General features: G+C 57.8%; 22 protein-coding genes and 1 pseudogene. 11 read left to right on the plus strand and 12 right to left on the minus strand.

The features are described 5' to 3' along the window. The 5 genes and pseudogenes from BMY36_RS17480 to BMY36_RS17495 form a co-directional block, all read left to right on the plus strand. Positions 1 to 365: pseudogene (locus BMY36_RS17480) on the plus strand (NADP-dependent oxidoreductase); the annotation flags it as partial. After that, positions 362 to 1039 carry a type 1 glutamine amidotransferase domain-containing protein gene (locus tag BMY36_RS17485; RefSeq protein ID WP_050519333.1) on the plus strand — a complete coding sequence of 226 codons (678 nt, stop codon included), beginning with the start codon at positions 362 to 364 and terminating at the stop codon, positions 1037 to 1039. The pseudogene BMY36_RS17480 and the gene BMY36_RS17485, both read left to right, overlap by 4 nt. A gap of 39 nt (positions 1040 to 1078) precedes the next feature. Then, entirely contained in the window at positions 1079 to 1837 is a 759-nt protein-coding gene (locus BMY36_RS17490; protein ID WP_331458127.1) for a flavin monoamine oxidase family protein, read from the plus strand. After that, positions 1837 to 2001, plus strand: coding sequence for a hypothetical protein (locus tag BMY36_RS20060; RefSeq protein ID WP_156215135.1), 165 nt, complete (start codon positions 1837 to 1839; stop codon positions 1999 to 2001). The genes BMY36_RS17490 and BMY36_RS20060 overlap by 1 nt, the downstream gene beginning before the upstream one ends. Positions 2002 to 2037: 36 nt before the next feature. Further along, a complete protein-coding gene (locus BMY36_RS17495) occupies positions 2038 to 2658 on the plus strand; it encodes a hypothetical protein (RefSeq protein ID WP_050519331.1) in 621 nt (206 codons plus the stop codon). A 385-nt stretch (positions 2659 to 3043) separates the two neighbouring features. On the opposite strand, the gene BMY36_RS17500 is transcribed toward BMY36_RS17495, so the two are convergent. Further along, complete coding sequence (locus BMY36_RS17500; protein WP_050519330.1) at positions 3044 to 3511, minus strand: MATE family efflux transporter; 468 nt, start codon at positions 3509 to 3511, stop codon at positions 3044 to 3046. Positions 3512 to 4008: 497 nt separating this feature from the next. Here BMY36_RS17500 and BMY36_RS17505 point away from each other — a divergent pair, with 497 nt between their 5' ends. The 6 genes from BMY36_RS17505 to BMY36_RS17525 all read left to right on the plus strand — a co-directional run bounded on the left by BMY36_RS17505 (position 4009) and on the right by BMY36_RS17525 (position 7740). Next, on the plus strand, positions 4009 to 4590 hold the full coding sequence (locus BMY36_RS17505) for a rhomboid family intramembrane serine protease (RefSeq protein ID WP_050519329.1): 582 nt from the start codon (positions 4009 to 4011) through the stop codon (positions 4588 to 4590). A gap of 335 nt (positions 4591 to 4925) precedes the next feature. Beyond that, positions 4926 to 5270: a copper resistance CopC family protein gene (locus BMY36_RS17510; RefSeq protein ID WP_050519328.1), complete on the plus strand. Its 345-nt coding sequence runs from the start codon at positions 4926 to 4928 to the stop codon at positions 5268 to 5270. After that, the gene (locus tag BMY36_RS17515; RefSeq protein ID WP_050519327.1) at positions 5267 to 6175 is read left to right on the plus strand and encodes a CopD family protein; all 909 of its coding nucleotides are present in this window, start codon (positions 5267 to 5269) and stop codon (positions 6173 to 6175) included. The genes BMY36_RS17510 and BMY36_RS17515 overlap by 4 nt, the downstream gene beginning before the upstream one ends. A gap of 38 nt (positions 6176 to 6213) precedes the next feature. Then, positions 6214 to 6657 (plus strand): c-type cytochrome, encoded by a 444-nt coding sequence (locus BMY36_RS17520; protein ID WP_074818993.1) that lies wholly within the window; start codon positions 6214 to 6216, stop codon positions 6655 to 6657. A 19-nt stretch (positions 6658 to 6676) separates the two neighbouring features. After that, on the plus strand, positions 6677 to 6907 hold the full coding sequence (locus tag BMY36_RS19665; protein WP_139194125.1) for an LLM class oxidoreductase: 231 nt from the start codon (positions 6677 to 6679) through the stop codon (positions 6905 to 6907). 167 nt (positions 6908 to 7074) lie between these two features. Next, positions 7075 to 7740 (plus strand): L,D-transpeptidase, encoded by a 666-nt coding sequence (locus BMY36_RS17525; RefSeq protein ID WP_050519326.1) that lies wholly within the window; start codon positions 7075 to 7077, stop codon positions 7738 to 7740. Positions 7741 to 7824: 84 nt separating this feature from the next. Here BMY36_RS17525 and BMY36_RS17530 read toward each other — a convergent pair whose 3' ends face one another. From BMY36_RS17530 to BMY36_RS17580, 11 genes are all read right to left on the minus strand, one after another. Then, positions 7825 to 8052: a hypothetical protein gene (locus BMY36_RS17530; protein WP_331458126.1), complete on the minus strand. Its 228-nt coding sequence runs from the start codon at positions 8050 to 8052 to the stop codon at positions 7825 to 7827. Positions 8053 to 8334: 282 nt separating this feature from the next. After that, the gene (locus tag BMY36_RS17535; RefSeq protein ID WP_050519324.1) at positions 8335 to 8802 is read right to left on the minus strand and encodes a DUF411 domain-containing protein; all 468 of its coding nucleotides are present in this window, start codon (positions 8800 to 8802) and stop codon (positions 8335 to 8337) included. Positions 8803 to 8820: 18 nt separating this feature from the next. Next, positions 8821 to 8973, minus strand: coding sequence for a hypothetical protein (locus BMY36_RS20065; protein WP_175469329.1), 153 nt, complete (start codon positions 8971 to 8973; stop codon positions 8821 to 8823). Positions 8974 to 9005: 32 nt separating this feature from the next. Beyond that, positions 9006 to 9440 carry a c-type cytochrome gene (locus BMY36_RS17545; protein WP_050519322.1) on the minus strand — a complete coding sequence of 145 codons (435 nt, stop codon included), beginning with the start codon at positions 9438 to 9440 and terminating at the stop codon, positions 9006 to 9008. A 72-nt stretch (positions 9441 to 9512) separates the two neighbouring features. Next, positions 9513 to 9794, minus strand: coding sequence for a copper-binding protein (locus BMY36_RS20895; RefSeq protein ID WP_050519321.1), 282 nt, complete (start codon positions 9792 to 9794; stop codon positions 9513 to 9515). A 32-nt stretch (positions 9795 to 9826) separates the two neighbouring features. Next, positions 9827 to 10213: a cupredoxin domain-containing protein gene (locus BMY36_RS20900; RefSeq protein WP_331458125.1), complete on the minus strand. Its 387-nt coding sequence runs from the start codon at positions 10211 to 10213 to the stop codon at positions 9827 to 9829. Positions 10214 to 10351: 138 nt separating this feature from the next. Beyond that, positions 10352 to 11713: a multicopper oxidase family protein gene (locus tag BMY36_RS17560; protein WP_082224807.1), complete on the minus strand. Its 1362-nt coding sequence runs from the start codon at positions 11711 to 11713 to the stop codon at positions 10352 to 10354. A gap of 13 nt (positions 11714 to 11726) precedes the next feature. After that, positions 11727 to 13193: a TolC family protein gene (locus tag BMY36_RS17565; protein ID WP_050519319.1), complete on the minus strand. Its 1467-nt coding sequence runs from the start codon at positions 13191 to 13193 to the stop codon at positions 11727 to 11729. Next, positions 13193 to 13414 carry a hypothetical protein gene (locus BMY36_RS17570; protein ID WP_050519318.1) on the minus strand — a complete coding sequence of 74 codons (222 nt, stop codon included), beginning with the start codon at positions 13412 to 13414 and terminating at the stop codon, positions 13193 to 13195. Before BMY36_RS17570 ends, BMY36_RS17565 begins: the two co-directional genes overlap by 1 nt. A gap of 73 nt (positions 13415 to 13487) precedes the next feature. Then, a complete protein-coding gene (locus BMY36_RS17575) occupies positions 13488 to 13895 on the minus strand; it encodes a hypothetical protein (protein ID WP_139194126.1) in 408 nt (135 codons plus the stop codon). 233 nt (positions 13896 to 14128) lie between these two features. Beyond that, positions 14129 to 14437 (minus strand): integrase core domain-containing protein (locus BMY36_RS17580; RefSeq protein WP_139194127.1); only part of this gene is annotated, 309 nt, incomplete at its 5' end.

The following is a 14437-nucleotide window of genomic DNA, read 5'->3' on the forward strand; positions in this document are numbered from 1 at the left end:
AGGTGCTGGACGCGGTCATCCCGCTGTTGAACGCCAATGCGCGGGTTCCTGTCTGCGGGCTGATCTCGCAATACAATGCGACGGAACTGCCTGCGGGCCCAGATCGTTTGAATTGGATGATGGGGCAGATTCTAAGCAAGAAGATCAAGGTTCAGGGCTTTATCATCTTTGATACGTTCGGCCACCTGTATCCAGAATTCGCCAGCGAAATGGCGGGCTGGATCGCAGCAGGCAAAATCAAATACCGCGAAGAGATCATCGACGGTTTGGAAAACGCACCCAGCGCCTTTATCGGGCTGCTGCGGGGCAAAAACTTTGGCAAGCGCGTGATCCGCGTTGGCCACAACGGAAAGGCTACCACATGAAAATCCTTATGGTTCTGACATCGCACGATAAACTGGGCGACACGGGCAAAAAAACCGGCTTCTGGCTGGAAGAATTCGCGGCCCCCTACTACGTGTTCAAAGACGCAGGCGCAGATATTACCCTCGCCTCACCCAAAGGCGGCCAGCCACCGCTTGATCCCTCCAGCGACGGCGCAGACGCTCAGACCGATGACACCCGCCGTTTCAAGGCCGACCCAGAGGCGCAAAAGCACCTTGCCAGCACGCTAAAACTGGCCGACGTGACCGAGGCAGGCTTTGACGCTATCTTCTACCCCGGTGGCCACGGCCCTTTGTGGGATCTGGCCGAAGACGCCGATAGCAAGCGCTTGATCGAGGCGTTTGCCGCCGCGGATCGCCCCATCGGTGCCGTCTGCCATGCCCCCGCCGTGTTCCGCCATACATTTGGCGCGGATGGCAAACCGCTGGTGTCTGGTCGCCGTGTGACTGGCTTTACCAATACCGAAGAAGAGGCGGTTGGGTTGACCAAAATCGTGCCTTTCCTTGTCGAAGACATGCTGAAAGCCAATGGTGGTCACTTTGAGAAAGGTGCTGACTGGTCTGTCTTTGTGCTGCGGGATGGCAAGCTGATCACCGGACAAAACCCAGCCTCATCCGCCAAAGCTGCCGAAGAGATGCTGGCCTTGCTGGCATAAACTCAGATAGCCATACTGCGGCGGCATCAGCGCAAGCCCTTGCCGCCGCATCTCAAAGTCAAAGGCCAGCCTATGCGAACCCTCATCATCGGCGGTGGCCTGTCTGGTTTGGCACTGGCCGAGGCGTTGGCAACCAAAGGCCATGACTTTACCCTGATCGAGGCGCGGGACCGCCTTGGTGGCCGCATACTGACCGAACATCACGCAGGCGCGGCTTTCGATCTGGGCCCCGCGTGGTTCTGGGAGGGCCAACCCCGGATTGCCGCCCTGCTAAACCGTTTGGGGCTGATCGCGTTCGAGCAATTCTCGACGGGCGATCTTCTGTTTGAGGATGCTCAGGGCCATGTGCAACGCGGGCGCGGTGGTGCCTCGATGGAGGGATCTTTGCGCTTGATGGGCGGGTTGAGCGCGTTGATTGCAGCCCTGACCGCCCGTGTTCCGATGCAGAATATGGTGATGAACACGGCGGTCACCGCGCTGACCGCAACTGCTTCGGGCATCACCGCAACGCTGTCTAACGGCGATAGCCTAGTCGCCGATCAGGTCATCCTTGCCATGCCTCCGCGCCTGGCTGCACAAATCCAATGCTCTCCAGCCCTGCCCGACACAGCCATGGCCGCGATGCGGTCGGTTAAGACTTGGATGGCCGGACAGGCCAAGGCGGTTGCCGTTTATGACACCCCCTTCTGGCGTGAAGATGGCCTATCCGGCGATGCCAGCAGCAGGCGCGGCCCCATGGTCGAAATCCACGACGCATCGCCCGCATCGGGTGGCGACGTCCTGATGTTCTTGCTGTGATGCACGACGGCCGCCGCCTGGCTATCGATGTGCAGATCGCGGAGCCCCTGATCCATACGATCGACGGTCGCGAGCAGTTCTATGCGGTCGAAGGCATTGCGTGGCATTGGGCCGTCGATGCGGGTCAGCCTGCACTTCTGCAATTGCGAGGTTTCAGGATCTAGTCCTGCCGCAAGCGTCCCGGGTTCTCGGATTCAATGATGAGATCGCCATTGTTGCAAAAAAAGGACAAACCAACCTGCTTTCACCTGCTGCACATTATCCCATCCCCCGACCATCATCATTTCCGCGTTCGGACCAAAACCATCGGGCTGGAAGCGGCACTTTCCTATGCTGGTTTTCCCGGTGGTGGCCCTGCGCGATACGCAACCGATTTGCGCGCGATTGGCTTTCTCAACGCGATCTATCGAGATGATAAGCTGCGCGCAGGCCGGATTGTCGATCTGATCGCAGCAACTTGTGGTGTACCAGGGTGGAGTGCTGCCGATCGCGATTATCTGCCTAAGATCATCGCCGCACTGATCATGCTCATCGGTGAACGCGACATCGATGCCGAGAGGGCGCATCTCACCAGCCTCCTGACCCACAATCAGCCCCGAGATGACGCAGGCATGCATTCCCGCGCGTGGGTGTTTTTGGTCATGTCTCTGGCCAAGACTGACCCCGCCCTGCGTGACCGCATCGCCGCATGTGGCGAGGATACCCTCGGTCTGGCAAAGTCCGCCGTCGCAGACATTACAGCCGACCCCGCACCAAGCCGTCAGTTGCAGGCCACTTGGGCACCGCTGCTGCGCCGCTTGTTTCCGCGCCTTCCTGCCTAACCTTGTTCAAACCCAAACGCCCATCATCTTTTTCCAAAACTGGAGATCTCCATGAATCCTCACGCAAAACACACCGCCCCCCCTGCTTGGCTCTCTCTTGCAACCGGCACTCTCAAAGCTGTTCAGCACCGTAAATCGCCACGCCAAAATTTTTATGGCACCGACGATGACCCGATCGCCGATATGTTAGGCGAGCTCGAACATGTCCCGCCTATGGTTGATCTTTCGGCAGAATGGGCTGTTCAAAACAGCAAGGATGGCAACGCTTTCTGCGCAAAACGCGTGGCCCGGATCGGCACGACCTTCGAGCTGATCACCATGCTGCGCCTTGCCGCCACATTCCGAGATCATGACGCGGCATACGCGCTGTGCGATCCGGCCGCGATCACCGTACTTGACGTGGGCCGACCGAAGCCATCTCGGCCTGTGAAAGTGCCGCGCGCAGGCGCAAGCGTCGCATCGACTTTGCCCGCCGCCAAAAGACACATGCCGAAAGCAGCGCCAGCGCCTCGGCCACCAGCGACCCAATCCCCGCCCCGGTCAGCCCCAGTTGCGGCAGTGGGCCGCCCCCCCAGATCAGCGCATAGTTCAGCGGTATGTTGATAATCACCGCCAGAAACGCAAAGCCGGTGCCAAGCCAGGGGCGGTTCACCGCCTCGAAGGCGGATTTGAACACGGTCAGGATGGCAAAGGGCACCATCAGCACTGATATCGCCACCCAATAGGGAAACATGATCGCCAGCACCTCGGGCGGTTGGCTCAGGTGCGGCAGCAGCGGCCAGACCGCCAGCGTGACGGACGTGCCCGCGAGGCCAACACAGGCCCCCAGTGCGAGGCCATTGCGCAAGATCACCGGAATGCGCCGAGCCCACCCGGACCTATAGCGCCGACAAAAGCCCATAGATCGACGCCCAAAAGATCACCGCCACAGCATTGGTGATCCCCACCGCCGCCAGCGGCAGCGCCCTCAGCGGGGCCAACATCACCGCATCCGTCACGCCCACAATGTAAACGCGCCAAGCCCCGCCACGATCGGCACGGCGAGGGCCAGAACCGCCGGAATTTCGCGGCGGATGTTGGGCCGGCGGATCGTGGAAAGGACTGCCATGATGCCTCCGGGCTTTGGGTGAATGACCGTTTATGCAGTTGGCGCTATCAGGTATGTGGACCATGTCAACGGGTCGAAGGGCATATGCCCACCACGAGAGGCTGGCGCTAAATGCCGCAGGCATGACAGCCGGGTCAGCCAGCCGGTTCAAGACTGCATTGGATTTTATGCGACACCTTCGGTTACACTCAGGTCAGATTTTTCCGTAACATATGCTCAGGGGTATGATGGGTCCGGGTCACATGCACGTGTTTTTGAAGAGGGTCGCAGCCCTATTTGGTTTTGTGGCCGCGCTGTGGGTTATTCAGATGGTCAATTGGGCCACCGGCGACGCTCTCAGCGTCACCTTTGGACTTATCCCCAGGCATCTGATCGGGCTTGATGGTATCGTCGGCATGCCGTTCTTGCATGGCAGTTTCGCGCATTTGATCGCGAATACACCGCCCCTGCTGGTGTTGGGCACGCTGCTTGCCGCAACCGTCACGCGCGGCCTTGCGGCCATGAACATGGTCGTGGTCGGCCTCGGGGGCACCTTGGTTTGGCTTTTTGGCACTTCGGCCATTCACATCGGCGCATCCGGGTTGGTGTTTGGCTGGTTCGGCTTTCTGATCACGCGCGGCTTTGTAGGCCGCTCACCGGTGACACTTGGCGCGTCGGTTCTGATCGGGGTGGTCTATGGCTCGATCATTTGGGGCGTGCTGCCCGGTCAGCCCGGTGTTTCCTGGGAGGCACATCTGTTCGGCGCAATTGCAGGAATCGCTGCGGCCTTTTTGATACGCGCGCATGTTCATGCACCACGTCTGCGTGATGTCGATCATCGGTGACAAACTTTAAGCGGACGGCCCCGGTTCGGACAGTCGAGCTGATGCAATGCCTTTACAAGAGTGGCCACGCAAACGGGAGGCGGCAATCTAAAACAACTTATGTGCGAGCAAACCGGGATCATGATGCCACTCTCCAGATATTCCAACGACGAGAACACTACTTTGATTTCGCATCAGACCAGTTTAGTAGCATCTGAGAAACTGATGGTTTGAACTAAGGGCAATCTGGTGTGGGCAGAGCTTTCACTTCCCGCTGCGTCCCTGTCAGGCTTATCAAAAATTGAGAACGGTTCATCAGATTTCGCTTTGGTTTCATCGTAAGAAGCATCTTTCGTGTGTTCCCGATACTGGCGGCAATCACCGCCGCGTCTTCTGCGGCCACGCATTCCGAACTTCGCGGATCCGTCCCCGACGCCGGGGAAGTGCTGGACTGCGCGTCGGCCAACTTTGAGCTGCAGTTTAACGCAGGGGTGCCGTTGACCACGCTGCGCTTGCATCGGCTGGATGGTGCCGAGATCGAGCTGCCACGCCGCGCAATCCGTGAGGCAACGATTAAGATCATCGACCTGCCGCCGCTGGAACCCGGCGAATTCCGGGCCGAATGGTGTATCATCTCGCCGGACGGGCATGCGGTTGGCGGGGCCATTCCATTCAGCGTCTCGGGCGAGAGCCGTCCATGATTCTTGAATATCTGCAACCAGATCCGTCTTTTCTTGACGGCATCAGCGTGGTGGTGCGCGCGTTTCACTACGCAGCGACCATCGGCGCAGCGGGTCTGGCATTCTTTATGATCGGATACGGCCACTGGTTGCGGCCTGCAGAGGTAACGCGGCTGCATCGCACCCTCTTGGGCGCCATCATCGCAGGGCTGGCCCTGTCGGTTGGTGCGCTGGCACTGCGGGTATTGGTGCTGACGGCCGGGGCAAGCATGACGGACAGCGCCGTCTGGGAAGCTATGATGCGCTCGCGCATCGGCGATGCGTTCTGGATGCGGTGGGCGGGCTTGGTCTTGCTTGTTGCCGCGACGATGCCCTGGCGCGCAGGGCCTGCAATCGCGGCGGTGGGTGGGGTGCTTGTGCTTGGGTCTTATGCGGCGATGGGGCACTCAATGCTCTTTCAGCCACGGCAAGAAATCGCGGCGCTGGTGGTCCTGCACCTAGGCGTCGTGGCGTTTTGGGTTGGTTCGCTTTTACCGCTCCTTTCAGTGGCGCAGCGTCCCGATGGCGCGGAAACTGCGGCACTGCTGCACGATTGGAGCCGCGCGGCGACGGTCGCAGTGGTGGGTATGATTGCAAGCGGTGTCCTGCTGACCTGGTATCTGACCGTCCGTTTGGACCTGATCTTTGAGGCATGGCATGGCTGGGCGCTCGCAGCAAAGGTCATGGCTGTCCTGGCGGCCCTCGCACTCGCCCTGTCGAACCGGCTGCGCCACACCCCGGCGCTGGCACAAGGCCAACCTGGGGCCGGGGCACGGCTTGCATCCTCCATCCGCCTCGAGATCATCTTGGTGCTGTTTGCCTTCTACTTCGCAGCCGAAATGGTCTCGGTTCATCCGATTGACTACGGCCACAGGGTGCAAAACTGAGATGACCTTAAGGCGCAAACCATGCCGGTGCTTACAATATGATCATCAACAACGGTCCTCTAAGTGTGGTTCTTTTGGGCCTTTGCGCGATACCTCTTTTCGAGGGCGCCGCACTTGCGCAAGACACGGCCCTTGGACGCGACCTCTACGGCCAGCATTGCGCAGTCTGTCACGGTGCGGACCTAGAAGGGGCCGCCGATTGGCGGCAACCCGGCCCTGACGGTAGATTGCCGGCCCCGCCACATGACGAGACCGGCCACACTTGGCATCACGGCGACGCGATGCTGTTTGACTACACCCGTCGGGGCGGTCAGGCATTTCTTGATGACCTGAGGGTGAGCTTTGACTCAGGTATGCCCCCATTTGGTGACATTCTGAATAAAGCCGAGATCGAGACCATCTTGGCCTTCATCCGATCGACATGGCCGATGGAAATGGGAGCCTTTCAAGCAGAGCGCACTGCTGCCGAAAGTGGTAACTAGCGTCGCCGCAACCCTGTTAATGGAGGGTCTTCATTCACCCATCGACAATATTGAGGCTGATTGGTCCGCATCCGAAAAAGCGCGAGTCAGCCGGATGCTTTGCTGCACCGTGGTCGGTAACCCGGCGAAAGTGAAGGCTAGCTTGCAGGCCCTGCAAGCGCGCAAGCAGGCTAATGAGTTCATCATTGTGTCGGATACTTTCGATGCCAATATCCGTAAATATTCGCTTTCACTGACGGTCAAGGCCTAGGCGCTTTGGATTGCGCAAGGCCCAAGGGACGTAGAAAGCTGCGCGCTAGAAATCACCACATCTCACACAGACTTGACCAAGCATTAAGGCCGGAATCCGTTCCCTACTTGGATAAAAGTGTGATACCAAAGGGCGTCTCTTTCAATAATTCTAACAAAGCGGTTCACATGTTCACCAGACGCCATTTCATCATATCAAGTGCCGCACTGTTTTCGCCGCCGATTGCCGCGCCGGCTTTCGCGTCAACCCATCTTGAGGGTCAATGGGCCGCTTGGGATGCTCAGGTTACACCTATCGGATACGACAGCGCCACAACCAATCTTTGGGGACTGCATCCGCGCCTGCTTCCAACCTTGGTGGAAGCGCGGAGTGGTTTTCTGCCTGGCGACATCCACGTCGACGCAATAGCGAGATATCTCTACCATATTCGGGCGGATGGAACGGCCATGCGCTACGGCGTCGCCATCGGTCGGGACGGTCTGTATGAGCCTGGTATTTATACAGTCCGTCGCAAGGCAAAATGGCCAAGGTGGACGCCAACGCAAAATATGATCACCCGCGAGCCCGAGGTGTATGCCAAATATGCGGACGGGATGCCGCCCGGCCCTGCCAACGCGTTGGGGTCGCGTGCGCTTTACCTCTTTGTTGGGGAACGCGACACCTATTTGCGGATCCATGGCACCCCTCTGCCACGTTCGATTGGGGGCCGCGCAAGTTCAGGCTGTGTGCGTATGGTGATGCCGCATATCAACGACCTGTTTGATCAGGTTGAGACAGGTGTGACGGTTCACCTTTACCCCGCAGAAGAAGGCAATGTGACGACAACCAGTTAAGATCTGTCCAAAATTTTGGACTTTTAGGTCAGCGAAGGTAGGTTCCTCGCCGGCCACCAAAGTTCCACAAAGCCAGTTGACCTCTCAGCCTGCAACAGGCGGCTTGAAGGCAACCTGTGTGCAAATCGGTCGACCTTCGACAGTCCGCAGCGGCAACATCGTTGTTTCAATCTGACCATAGTGGCGATACCAGTAGCACCCATCTTCGGGCTTCAGGACCACTTCCTGAAGGTTCTGATAGGGCGCTGCAATCAAGGCCACGCCTTCTGGCAATTCCTTGATAAATCCCGTAGATTTATCAGTCTGGTTCATCGGGGCTGTGCAGGCCCCCAGTGCCAAAAGGGTGATCCCCAGCAAGATTGGTCGATACCGCCTTTTGCGCATGGGCGAAGGAGTGGCCACCCATGCGGCTGTCGAATTTGAAGTAATTGGCGTGTAATGTATTTTTATAAGCATCTGATATCCTTATTCTTTGCATATCGTAATGGCGATAGAAACCCTACACCCTTTACCAAAGGCCGAGCAGATAATATCTTTATCGGGTGAGCGTCGGAAACCCCGCATGCGATCCCGAATGTTGATCGACGCTACCCGTCACGCAGCCTCATAGCGCGTGAATATTTCCGTGGTGCCACCCTTCCGAATAAGGAACACGTCATAAGCATCGCGTTCGTTCTCCGGCCCCATGCCGGGAGAGCCATAGGGCATGCCCGGCACCGCAAGACCAATGGCATCGGGTCGCTCTGCCAACAGGCGGCGGATATCGGCGGGCGGCACATGGCCTTCCAGCATGTATCCCGCGACTTTGCCGGTGTGGCACGAGATCATGTCCTGCGGTATGCCGTTGTCGGCCTTGTAGCGCATTAACAAGGTGCCAAGGCTGTCTTCACTGGTCACTGCAAACCCGTCGGCCGCGAGAACGTCGATCCAAGCAGAACAGCAACCGCAGTTCCGGTCCTTGACGACGTGGATGGTGGGGGCATCTGCAAATGCTGGTCGGGCAAAGGCAGCGCTTGCGGTGATAAGCATCAGGTGGCGACGTGTCAGGGTGGCGATGGGCATAAATATCTCCTTCTCATCTTAATATACGGCGTATTGTCGGCATGGCAAAACGCCAATCGGTTGGGAACAGGAAAAAGCCCTCAGGGTGTTCACGGTATAGCCGCTATCGCTCGCCAGACCTTCATCAAACCCATCGCAAAAATCAGAAAACGCACAGGAAATTTCGCTCATTCTCGATTTGAATTTCTGCAAATCACCCTTGTTCAATTAATCCCATTTTCTCTTTGCAAGGCCCGCACATAAGCGACGATGTTCAACACATCGGAGTCGGTTACACCTTCAACAGCAGGCATATTCCCAAATGGCCAATGATGCGCCGCCACGCCATTCTTGGCCGCCAAGACGAATGCCATGTCGCCGTGATGCCCTGGCTCATAGATCCGGTGCACCAACGGAGGGGCGACACCATCGCGACCCTGCGCATTTGTGCCGTGACAGGCGGCGCAGACGGCATCAAAGCCGCGCTTTCCCATCGTTTCCTGCTCGTTCAGGGTGGCGGGCAAGGCGACCACAACAAGCGCACCGTCTGGCAGTGACGCCTTGGCCAGATCGGTCGTTTTTGCCGTATCAAATTGCAAATAGGCATAGGCGCCCGCAGCGACCGCGATGGTGGCAAACAGAAAGGCCGTTCGTTTCATATGTGATATTCCTGATGTGCAGCTTTTGGAAATCCGGGGCGCAGACTTTCGCCAGCGCCCCGGTGTCGTGATTTATTTCAAGGCTGTAACCGTCAGCTTGCCATTCACGCGGCCCGCAAGAAACTCGACATCCTTGCCTTCGGTCATCTTGGCCATCATGTCTTTGTCGGCGCGAAACACCATGGTCATCGCGGGCATTTCCAGATCTACCAACGCCTCATGGATGATGGTGACCTTGCCAGCTTTTGCATCCAGCTTTTTGATGGTGCCTTTGGTAAAGGTCTCTGCCGAGGCGAATGACATTGAGGCGATCAGAACCGTCGTTGTCAGCGAGAGTGTTTTCAGAAGTTTCATTTTAGTTTCCTTTTGTTACGTGGGTGTTGGGATCAGTTTACAGTCAGCGCGCCATGCATCCCGGCTTCATAGTGGCCGGGGATCAGGCAGGCGAATTCAAAGACGCCGCTATTGGCAAAGGTCCAGATGATGGTGCCTTTTTCGCCGGGCTGCAGGCGGATGGCGTTCGGGTCGTCGTGTTCCATATCTGGAAATTTGTTCATGACTTCCTTGTGCTTTGCGTTGTTCAGGATGGTGTCCATCACAAACTCATGCTCCGCATCGCCGTCATTGGTGATGGTGAACATCACCGTTTCGCCCGCTTTGAAATCAAGCTGGCGCGGCGCGAACAGCATCTCGCCGTCGTCCGTCTCCGTCAGCGAGACTTTGACCTTGGTCATCCCGCTGGCTTTTTTGGCCGGCATGCCGACTTCCATCATGTCACCATGGCCCCCGCCATGTGTGCCACCCGCAAAAGCGGGGACGTTTATGACGGCGAATAGGACTGCAATCATCGTAAGTTTCATATCATCATCCTGTATATTTGGCCCCTTTCCGGGGCCGTTGGGTTGGCGGGATTACCCTTTACTGGTGAGCGCAGGGCGGGGGGTATACTGGGTTTTTGGGCTGGTGTTGCTGGTGAATTCGGGCAATTCGCCCGTCCACTCATAGGCCTGCTCTCCGGGTGGGTTTTCATACCAGCCGGGGTCAGAATAATCGTCGGCACCGATCCCTTCGCGGACTTTGACGACCGAGAACATGCCGCCCATTTCAATCGGGCCATGTGGCCCCCAACCCGTCATCATTGGGATGGTGTTGTCTGGCAGCGGCATTTCCATCACGCCCATATCCGCCATACCCGCTGTGCCCATCGGCATGTATTCCGGCTGGAACTGGCGGATTTTCTGGGTCAGCGGTTTCTTATCGACCCCAATGAAGGTCGGCACATCATGTCCCATGGCGTTCATGGTATGGTGCGACTTGTGGCAATGGATCGCCCAATCACCCAAATGATCCGCGACAAACTCGTAAGCGCGCATTGCCCCCACAGGGATGTCGATGGAAACTTCCGGCCATTGCGCAGACGGCTGCACCCAGCCGCCATCGGTGCAGGTGACCTTGAAGTCATACCCGTGCATGTGCATCGGATGGTTGGTCATCGTCAGGTTGCCAACCCGCACCCGCACCTTATCGCCCCGGTTCACGACCAGCGGATCAATATCGGGAAAGATTCGGCTGTTCCACGTCCACAGGTTGAAATCCGTCATCGTCATGATGCGCGGAACATAAGTGCCGGGATCAATGTCAAAGGCGTTCAGCATGATCAGAAAATCGCGGTCCACCGGCATGAAGGCGGGGTCCTTGGGATGAACGATGAAAAACCCCATCATCCCCATCGCCATCTGCACCATCTCATCCGCGTGGGGATGATACATGAAGGTGCCGGATTTGACCAAATCAAACTCATAGATGTAGGTCTTGCCCGGTGGAATACCGGGATGCGACAGGCCACTGACACCATCCATGCCCGAGGGCAGGATCATTCCATGCCAATGCACCGAGGTGTGTTCCGGCAACCTGTTGGTCACATAGATGCGCACGCGGTCGCCCTCGACTGCCTCAATCGTGGGGCCGGTGGACTGGCCATTATAGCCCCACAGGTGGGCGGTCATGCCCTCGGCCAGCTCCCGCTCGACAGGTTCCGCGACAAGGTGGAATTCCTTGACGTTCCCATTCATCCGAAATGGCAAAGTCCAGCCGTTCAGCGTGACCACTGGCGTATAATCCGGCCCAGAAGATGGGCGCGGGGTGATCAGTGTCGATGCACTGTCCATTTCGGCTGCATCCGGCAAGCCCATATTCGTGGTCTTGCCCCAAGCTTGGGTGGTGACAAGCGCTGCGCCCGCACCGACCCCGATCAATTGACGTCTGTTCAACATGTCATAAGTCCTTTCAATGAGGTGCGCCGCCGCCTGCGGCAAGGGATGCAACCTCTCCACCGCCGCCGCTGCCAGCCTCACCGCCATAAATGGCGGCAGTCAAAGCGGCCTGAGCCAGATAGAAGTCGCGTTTTGCGTTTGCCGTTTCCAAACCCGCGCCAAGTTTTTCGCGCACATCCATCAACAGCTCGAACGTATTGGTGATCATGCCATTGTAAGACAGCAGACCTTCCTCCTCGACCGTGGTGCGCAACGGCACCACGACATCGCGGTAATGGCGCGCGATCTTGTAGGCGGAATGATATGTTGTCTCGGCACCCCGCGCTTCCGACCGCACATTTACGGCCTTCTCCGCAAGCACGTTTGCGGCCTGCAGATAGGAAAGCTCGGCCTTGCGCATTCGCGCCTTGCCACTGTCAAAAATTGGTATGGCGAATTCGACCTCGAGGTTCGGAGGCGCAACTTTCTGGTCGACCTCACCGTCTTCCCCGACCTCTCTCTCCAGTTCCGCGCCCGCGACAATTTCTAAGTCGCTGACAATGCGGGTTTGATCGGTCAGGCCAAAGGCCTGCGCTTGCGCGTCCAGCCCCAGCTTTGCGATGCGAAGATCGACACGGTTGCCTAGGGCTTTCGCCTCAATGTTCGATATCCGCCCGACCGAACGCGGCAAGGCGGGCAGTGCGTTGGGCACGGTGTAATCCACCTCGGTGCCCCACAGCCCCATCAGCCGCGTCAAATCTTCCTTGGCGCGTGCGGCGTTCAGGCGTGCCTGCGCCAACTGCCCCGCGAGTTCGGCGTTGAAGGCTTGTTCACGGGCTTGTCCAGCCTTGTTCAGCGCTCCAGTTTCCCCCAGTTTCCGCGCCAGTTCCGACCCGGCATCCGAGGTTTGCTTGGCCCGGCTCAAATAGCCGACCGTCTCAAACGCCGACACGGCATTTATCCATGCCATGCGCGTTTGACTGGCCAGGGCCAATGTGTCGTTTACAGCCATCAGTTGCGCTTGACGGAACCCGGTATCAGCCAGCGCCATCCGTTGCTTTCGGGTGGTCGCATCCAGAATATTGGCGCGCACCAGCCCCTCAATGGCGCGGTAAGCGCCCAATTCCGGCGCGCCGATGCCCAGTAACCCGATGGATACAATGGGGTTGACCGGCGTCGCCTGCTGCCATGCCTCGGCTGCCGAAATCCCGACATTCGCGTAAGACGCCTGCAAACCCTTGTTGTTCAACAACGCAACTTGCACTGCGGTTTCCGCCGAGATGGTCTTTTTATGAACCATCCCGTGAACCTCACGCGACAGGGCGGCATTTTCAGCTTGGGTCTGAGCAAAAACAGTGCGCTTGCCGATGGCAGCTGATGTTGCCCCCGACACAGCGGCAAACCCTGCTTTTCCATCAGTGTAGTCGCCGGGCACCAGACCGGCACAAGCGCCAAGCACCAGCGGAAGCCCCAAAACTAGAGATAATTTCATGATTTTCATCATTTGCCCTCCGTCTGTTCTTCATTGACTTCGCGCCAATCGCGCGGACCTGTCGGGCCGCGGTAGGTGTAACCCGCAAGCGGGTCGCTATAGGACATCGGGGATGCAACGGCGGGATTGATTGGTGCCGTTTGGGCAAACGTCACCGGAAGCGGCGTGGGCGTGTAAGCGCAAGCGCCAAGCGCAAGGGCAGATGCCCCGGCGAATATGAGAGATTTCATTATATTTGACCTGACTGTTGATCGAAAGTGCGCTTGAGGCGCTCAAAAAGACGGCCCTGTTACGGGCTTTTCGTCAGATCAACAGTTTGGGAGGGCGCAAAAATCCGTTTGGATCAACATGCGGCATTTCGGTCGCATGCGCAGTGAAGCGGCTGATCGAAACTTGCCCTTGGCGCAGGACCGGCTCGTTTATCAGGACAACAGTCAAGCAAATCCCACTGCAGCATTGCTTTGCGCCAGTGTCAGCGTGGCCCGGCTTAACGTCGGACGAGCATTTGGCGGGACTGGTGGATTGTGCTGCGTCATTGCTGACAGCATGATGTGAGGCCGACAAATTAGCTTGGGCAACTATCGCATCACGACTTGCGTGCATGTTTGAACCAGCATGCGCCGCCGATGGTGGAAACAACACAATAGACAATGCCATGACAAGACACGCAACGGCCTTGATTAGCATTGTTATGAAGCGGTTTTTCATCATCTATTGTGTCTGCCGGAATGGCAGGCATCCGTCAAGCCATCCCACGCGGGAAGGTTTCTGACAATTTGGTGACTGGGCAACATTGCAGTGATCGGACACGCAGGCGCGGCACAACAGCAGCAATCGCACGGGGAAAAGCATACGGTTCAAGCTTAAGCCTCAGACCTGTGTCGTCGGGTAGCCCGCCGCACCACGGAACGTGTCAACGACTTTGAGGCAGTGGCTTTTGGACTTTAAGCTTGGTTTCCCTGCGTTTGCTTTGGTGGATTTATCCAGACAGCAGTCGGGATGTGAGGCGGCCTGGGTGGCTTGCGGACGAAGCGCTCGGGCGTGCTGATGAACGCAGTATCGAGGGTTTCCTGGCGTGCGGCATAGATAGCCTCGGCCTGTCCGAAGTGGACCTGATCGGGGGTCATCAACCCGATACCTGCGTGATGATGTTCTTCGTTGTACCATGCAAAGAACCTGCGGCAGAAGTCGCGGGCCTGCTCGATAGTTTCAAACTTCTTGGGAAATTCAGGCTGATATTTCAGCGTCTTGAA

The sequence above is a fragment of the Pseudorhodobacter antarcticus genome (assembly GCF_900110135.1).
Lineage (GTDB): Bacteria > Pseudomonadota > Alphaproteobacteria > Rhodobacterales > Rhodobacteraceae > Pseudorhodobacter > Pseudorhodobacter antarcticus.

What these genes read in the sequence shown, in the direction of transcription:
- BMY36_RS17570 (WP_050519318.1), bottom strand. Translation starts at nt 13,414, where the DNA reads ATGAAATCTCTCATATTCGCCGGGGCATCTGCCCTTGCGCTTGGCGCT.
- BMY36_RS17530 (WP_331458126.1), bottom strand. Translation starts at nt 8,052, where the DNA reads ATGAACCAGACTGATAAATCTACGGGATTTATCAAGGAATTGCCAGAA.
- BMY36_RS17575 (WP_139194126.1), bottom strand. Translation starts at nt 13,895, where the DNA reads ATGATGAAAAACCGCTTCATAACAATGCTAATCAAGGCCGTTGCGTGT.
- BMY36_RS17545 (WP_050519322.1), bottom strand. Translation starts at nt 9,440, where the DNA reads ATGAAACGAACGGCCTTTCTGTTTGCCACCATCGCGGTCGCTGCGGGC.
- BMY36_RS17520 (WP_074818993.1), top strand. Translation starts at nt 6,214, where the DNA reads ATGATCATCAACAACGGTCCTCTAAGTGTGGTTCTTTTGGGCCTTTGC.
- BMY36_RS17505 (WP_050519329.1), top strand. Translation starts at nt 4,009, where the DNA reads ATGCACGTGTTTTTGAAGAGGGTCGCAGCCCTATTTGGTTTTGTGGCC.
- BMY36_RS17515 (WP_050519327.1), top strand. Translation starts at nt 5,267, where the DNA reads ATGATTCTTGAATATCTGCAACCAGATCCGTCTTTTCTTGACGGCATC.
- BMY36_RS17560 (WP_082224807.1), bottom strand. Translation starts at nt 11,713, where the DNA reads ATGTTGAACAGACGTCAATTGATCGGGGTCGGTGCGGGCGCAGCGCTT.
- BMY36_RS17535 (WP_050519324.1), bottom strand. Translation starts at nt 8,802, where the DNA reads ATGCCCATCGCCACCCTGACACGTCGCCACCTGATGCTTATCACCGCA.
- BMY36_RS17525 (WP_050519326.1), top strand. Translation starts at nt 7,075, where the DNA reads ATGTTCACCAGACGCCATTTCATCATATCAAGTGCCGCACTGTTTTCG.
- BMY36_RS17485 (WP_050519333.1), top strand. Translation starts at nt 362, where the DNA reads ATGAAAATCCTTATGGTTCTGACATCGCACGATAAACTGGGCGACACG.
- BMY36_RS17495 (WP_050519331.1), top strand. Translation starts at nt 2,038, where the DNA reads ATGAGATCGCCATTGTTGCAAAAAAAGGACAAACCAACCTGCTTTCAC.
- BMY36_RS17565 (WP_050519319.1), bottom strand. Translation starts at nt 13,193, where the DNA reads ATGAAAATCATGAAATTATCTCTAGTTTTGGGGCTTCCGCTGGTGCTT.
- BMY36_RS20060 (WP_156215135.1), top strand. Translation starts at nt 1,837, where the DNA reads ATGCACGACGGCCGCCGCCTGGCTATCGATGTGCAGATCGCGGAGCCC.
- BMY36_RS20065 (WP_175469329.1), bottom strand. Translation starts at nt 8,973, where the DNA reads ATGAGCGAAATTTCCTGTGCGTTTTCTGATTTTTGCGATGGGTTTGAT.
- BMY36_RS20895 (WP_050519321.1), bottom strand. Translation starts at nt 9,794, where the DNA reads ATGAAACTTCTGAAAACACTCTCGCTGACAACGACGGTTCTGATCGCC.
- BMY36_RS19665 (WP_139194125.1), top strand. Translation starts at nt 6,677, where the DNA reads ATGGAGGGTCTTCATTCACCCATCGACAATATTGAGGCTGATTGGTCC.
- BMY36_RS20900 (WP_331458125.1), bottom strand. Translation starts at nt 10,213, where the DNA reads ATGATGGAAGTCGGCATGCCGGCCAAAAAAGCCAGCGGGATGACCAAG.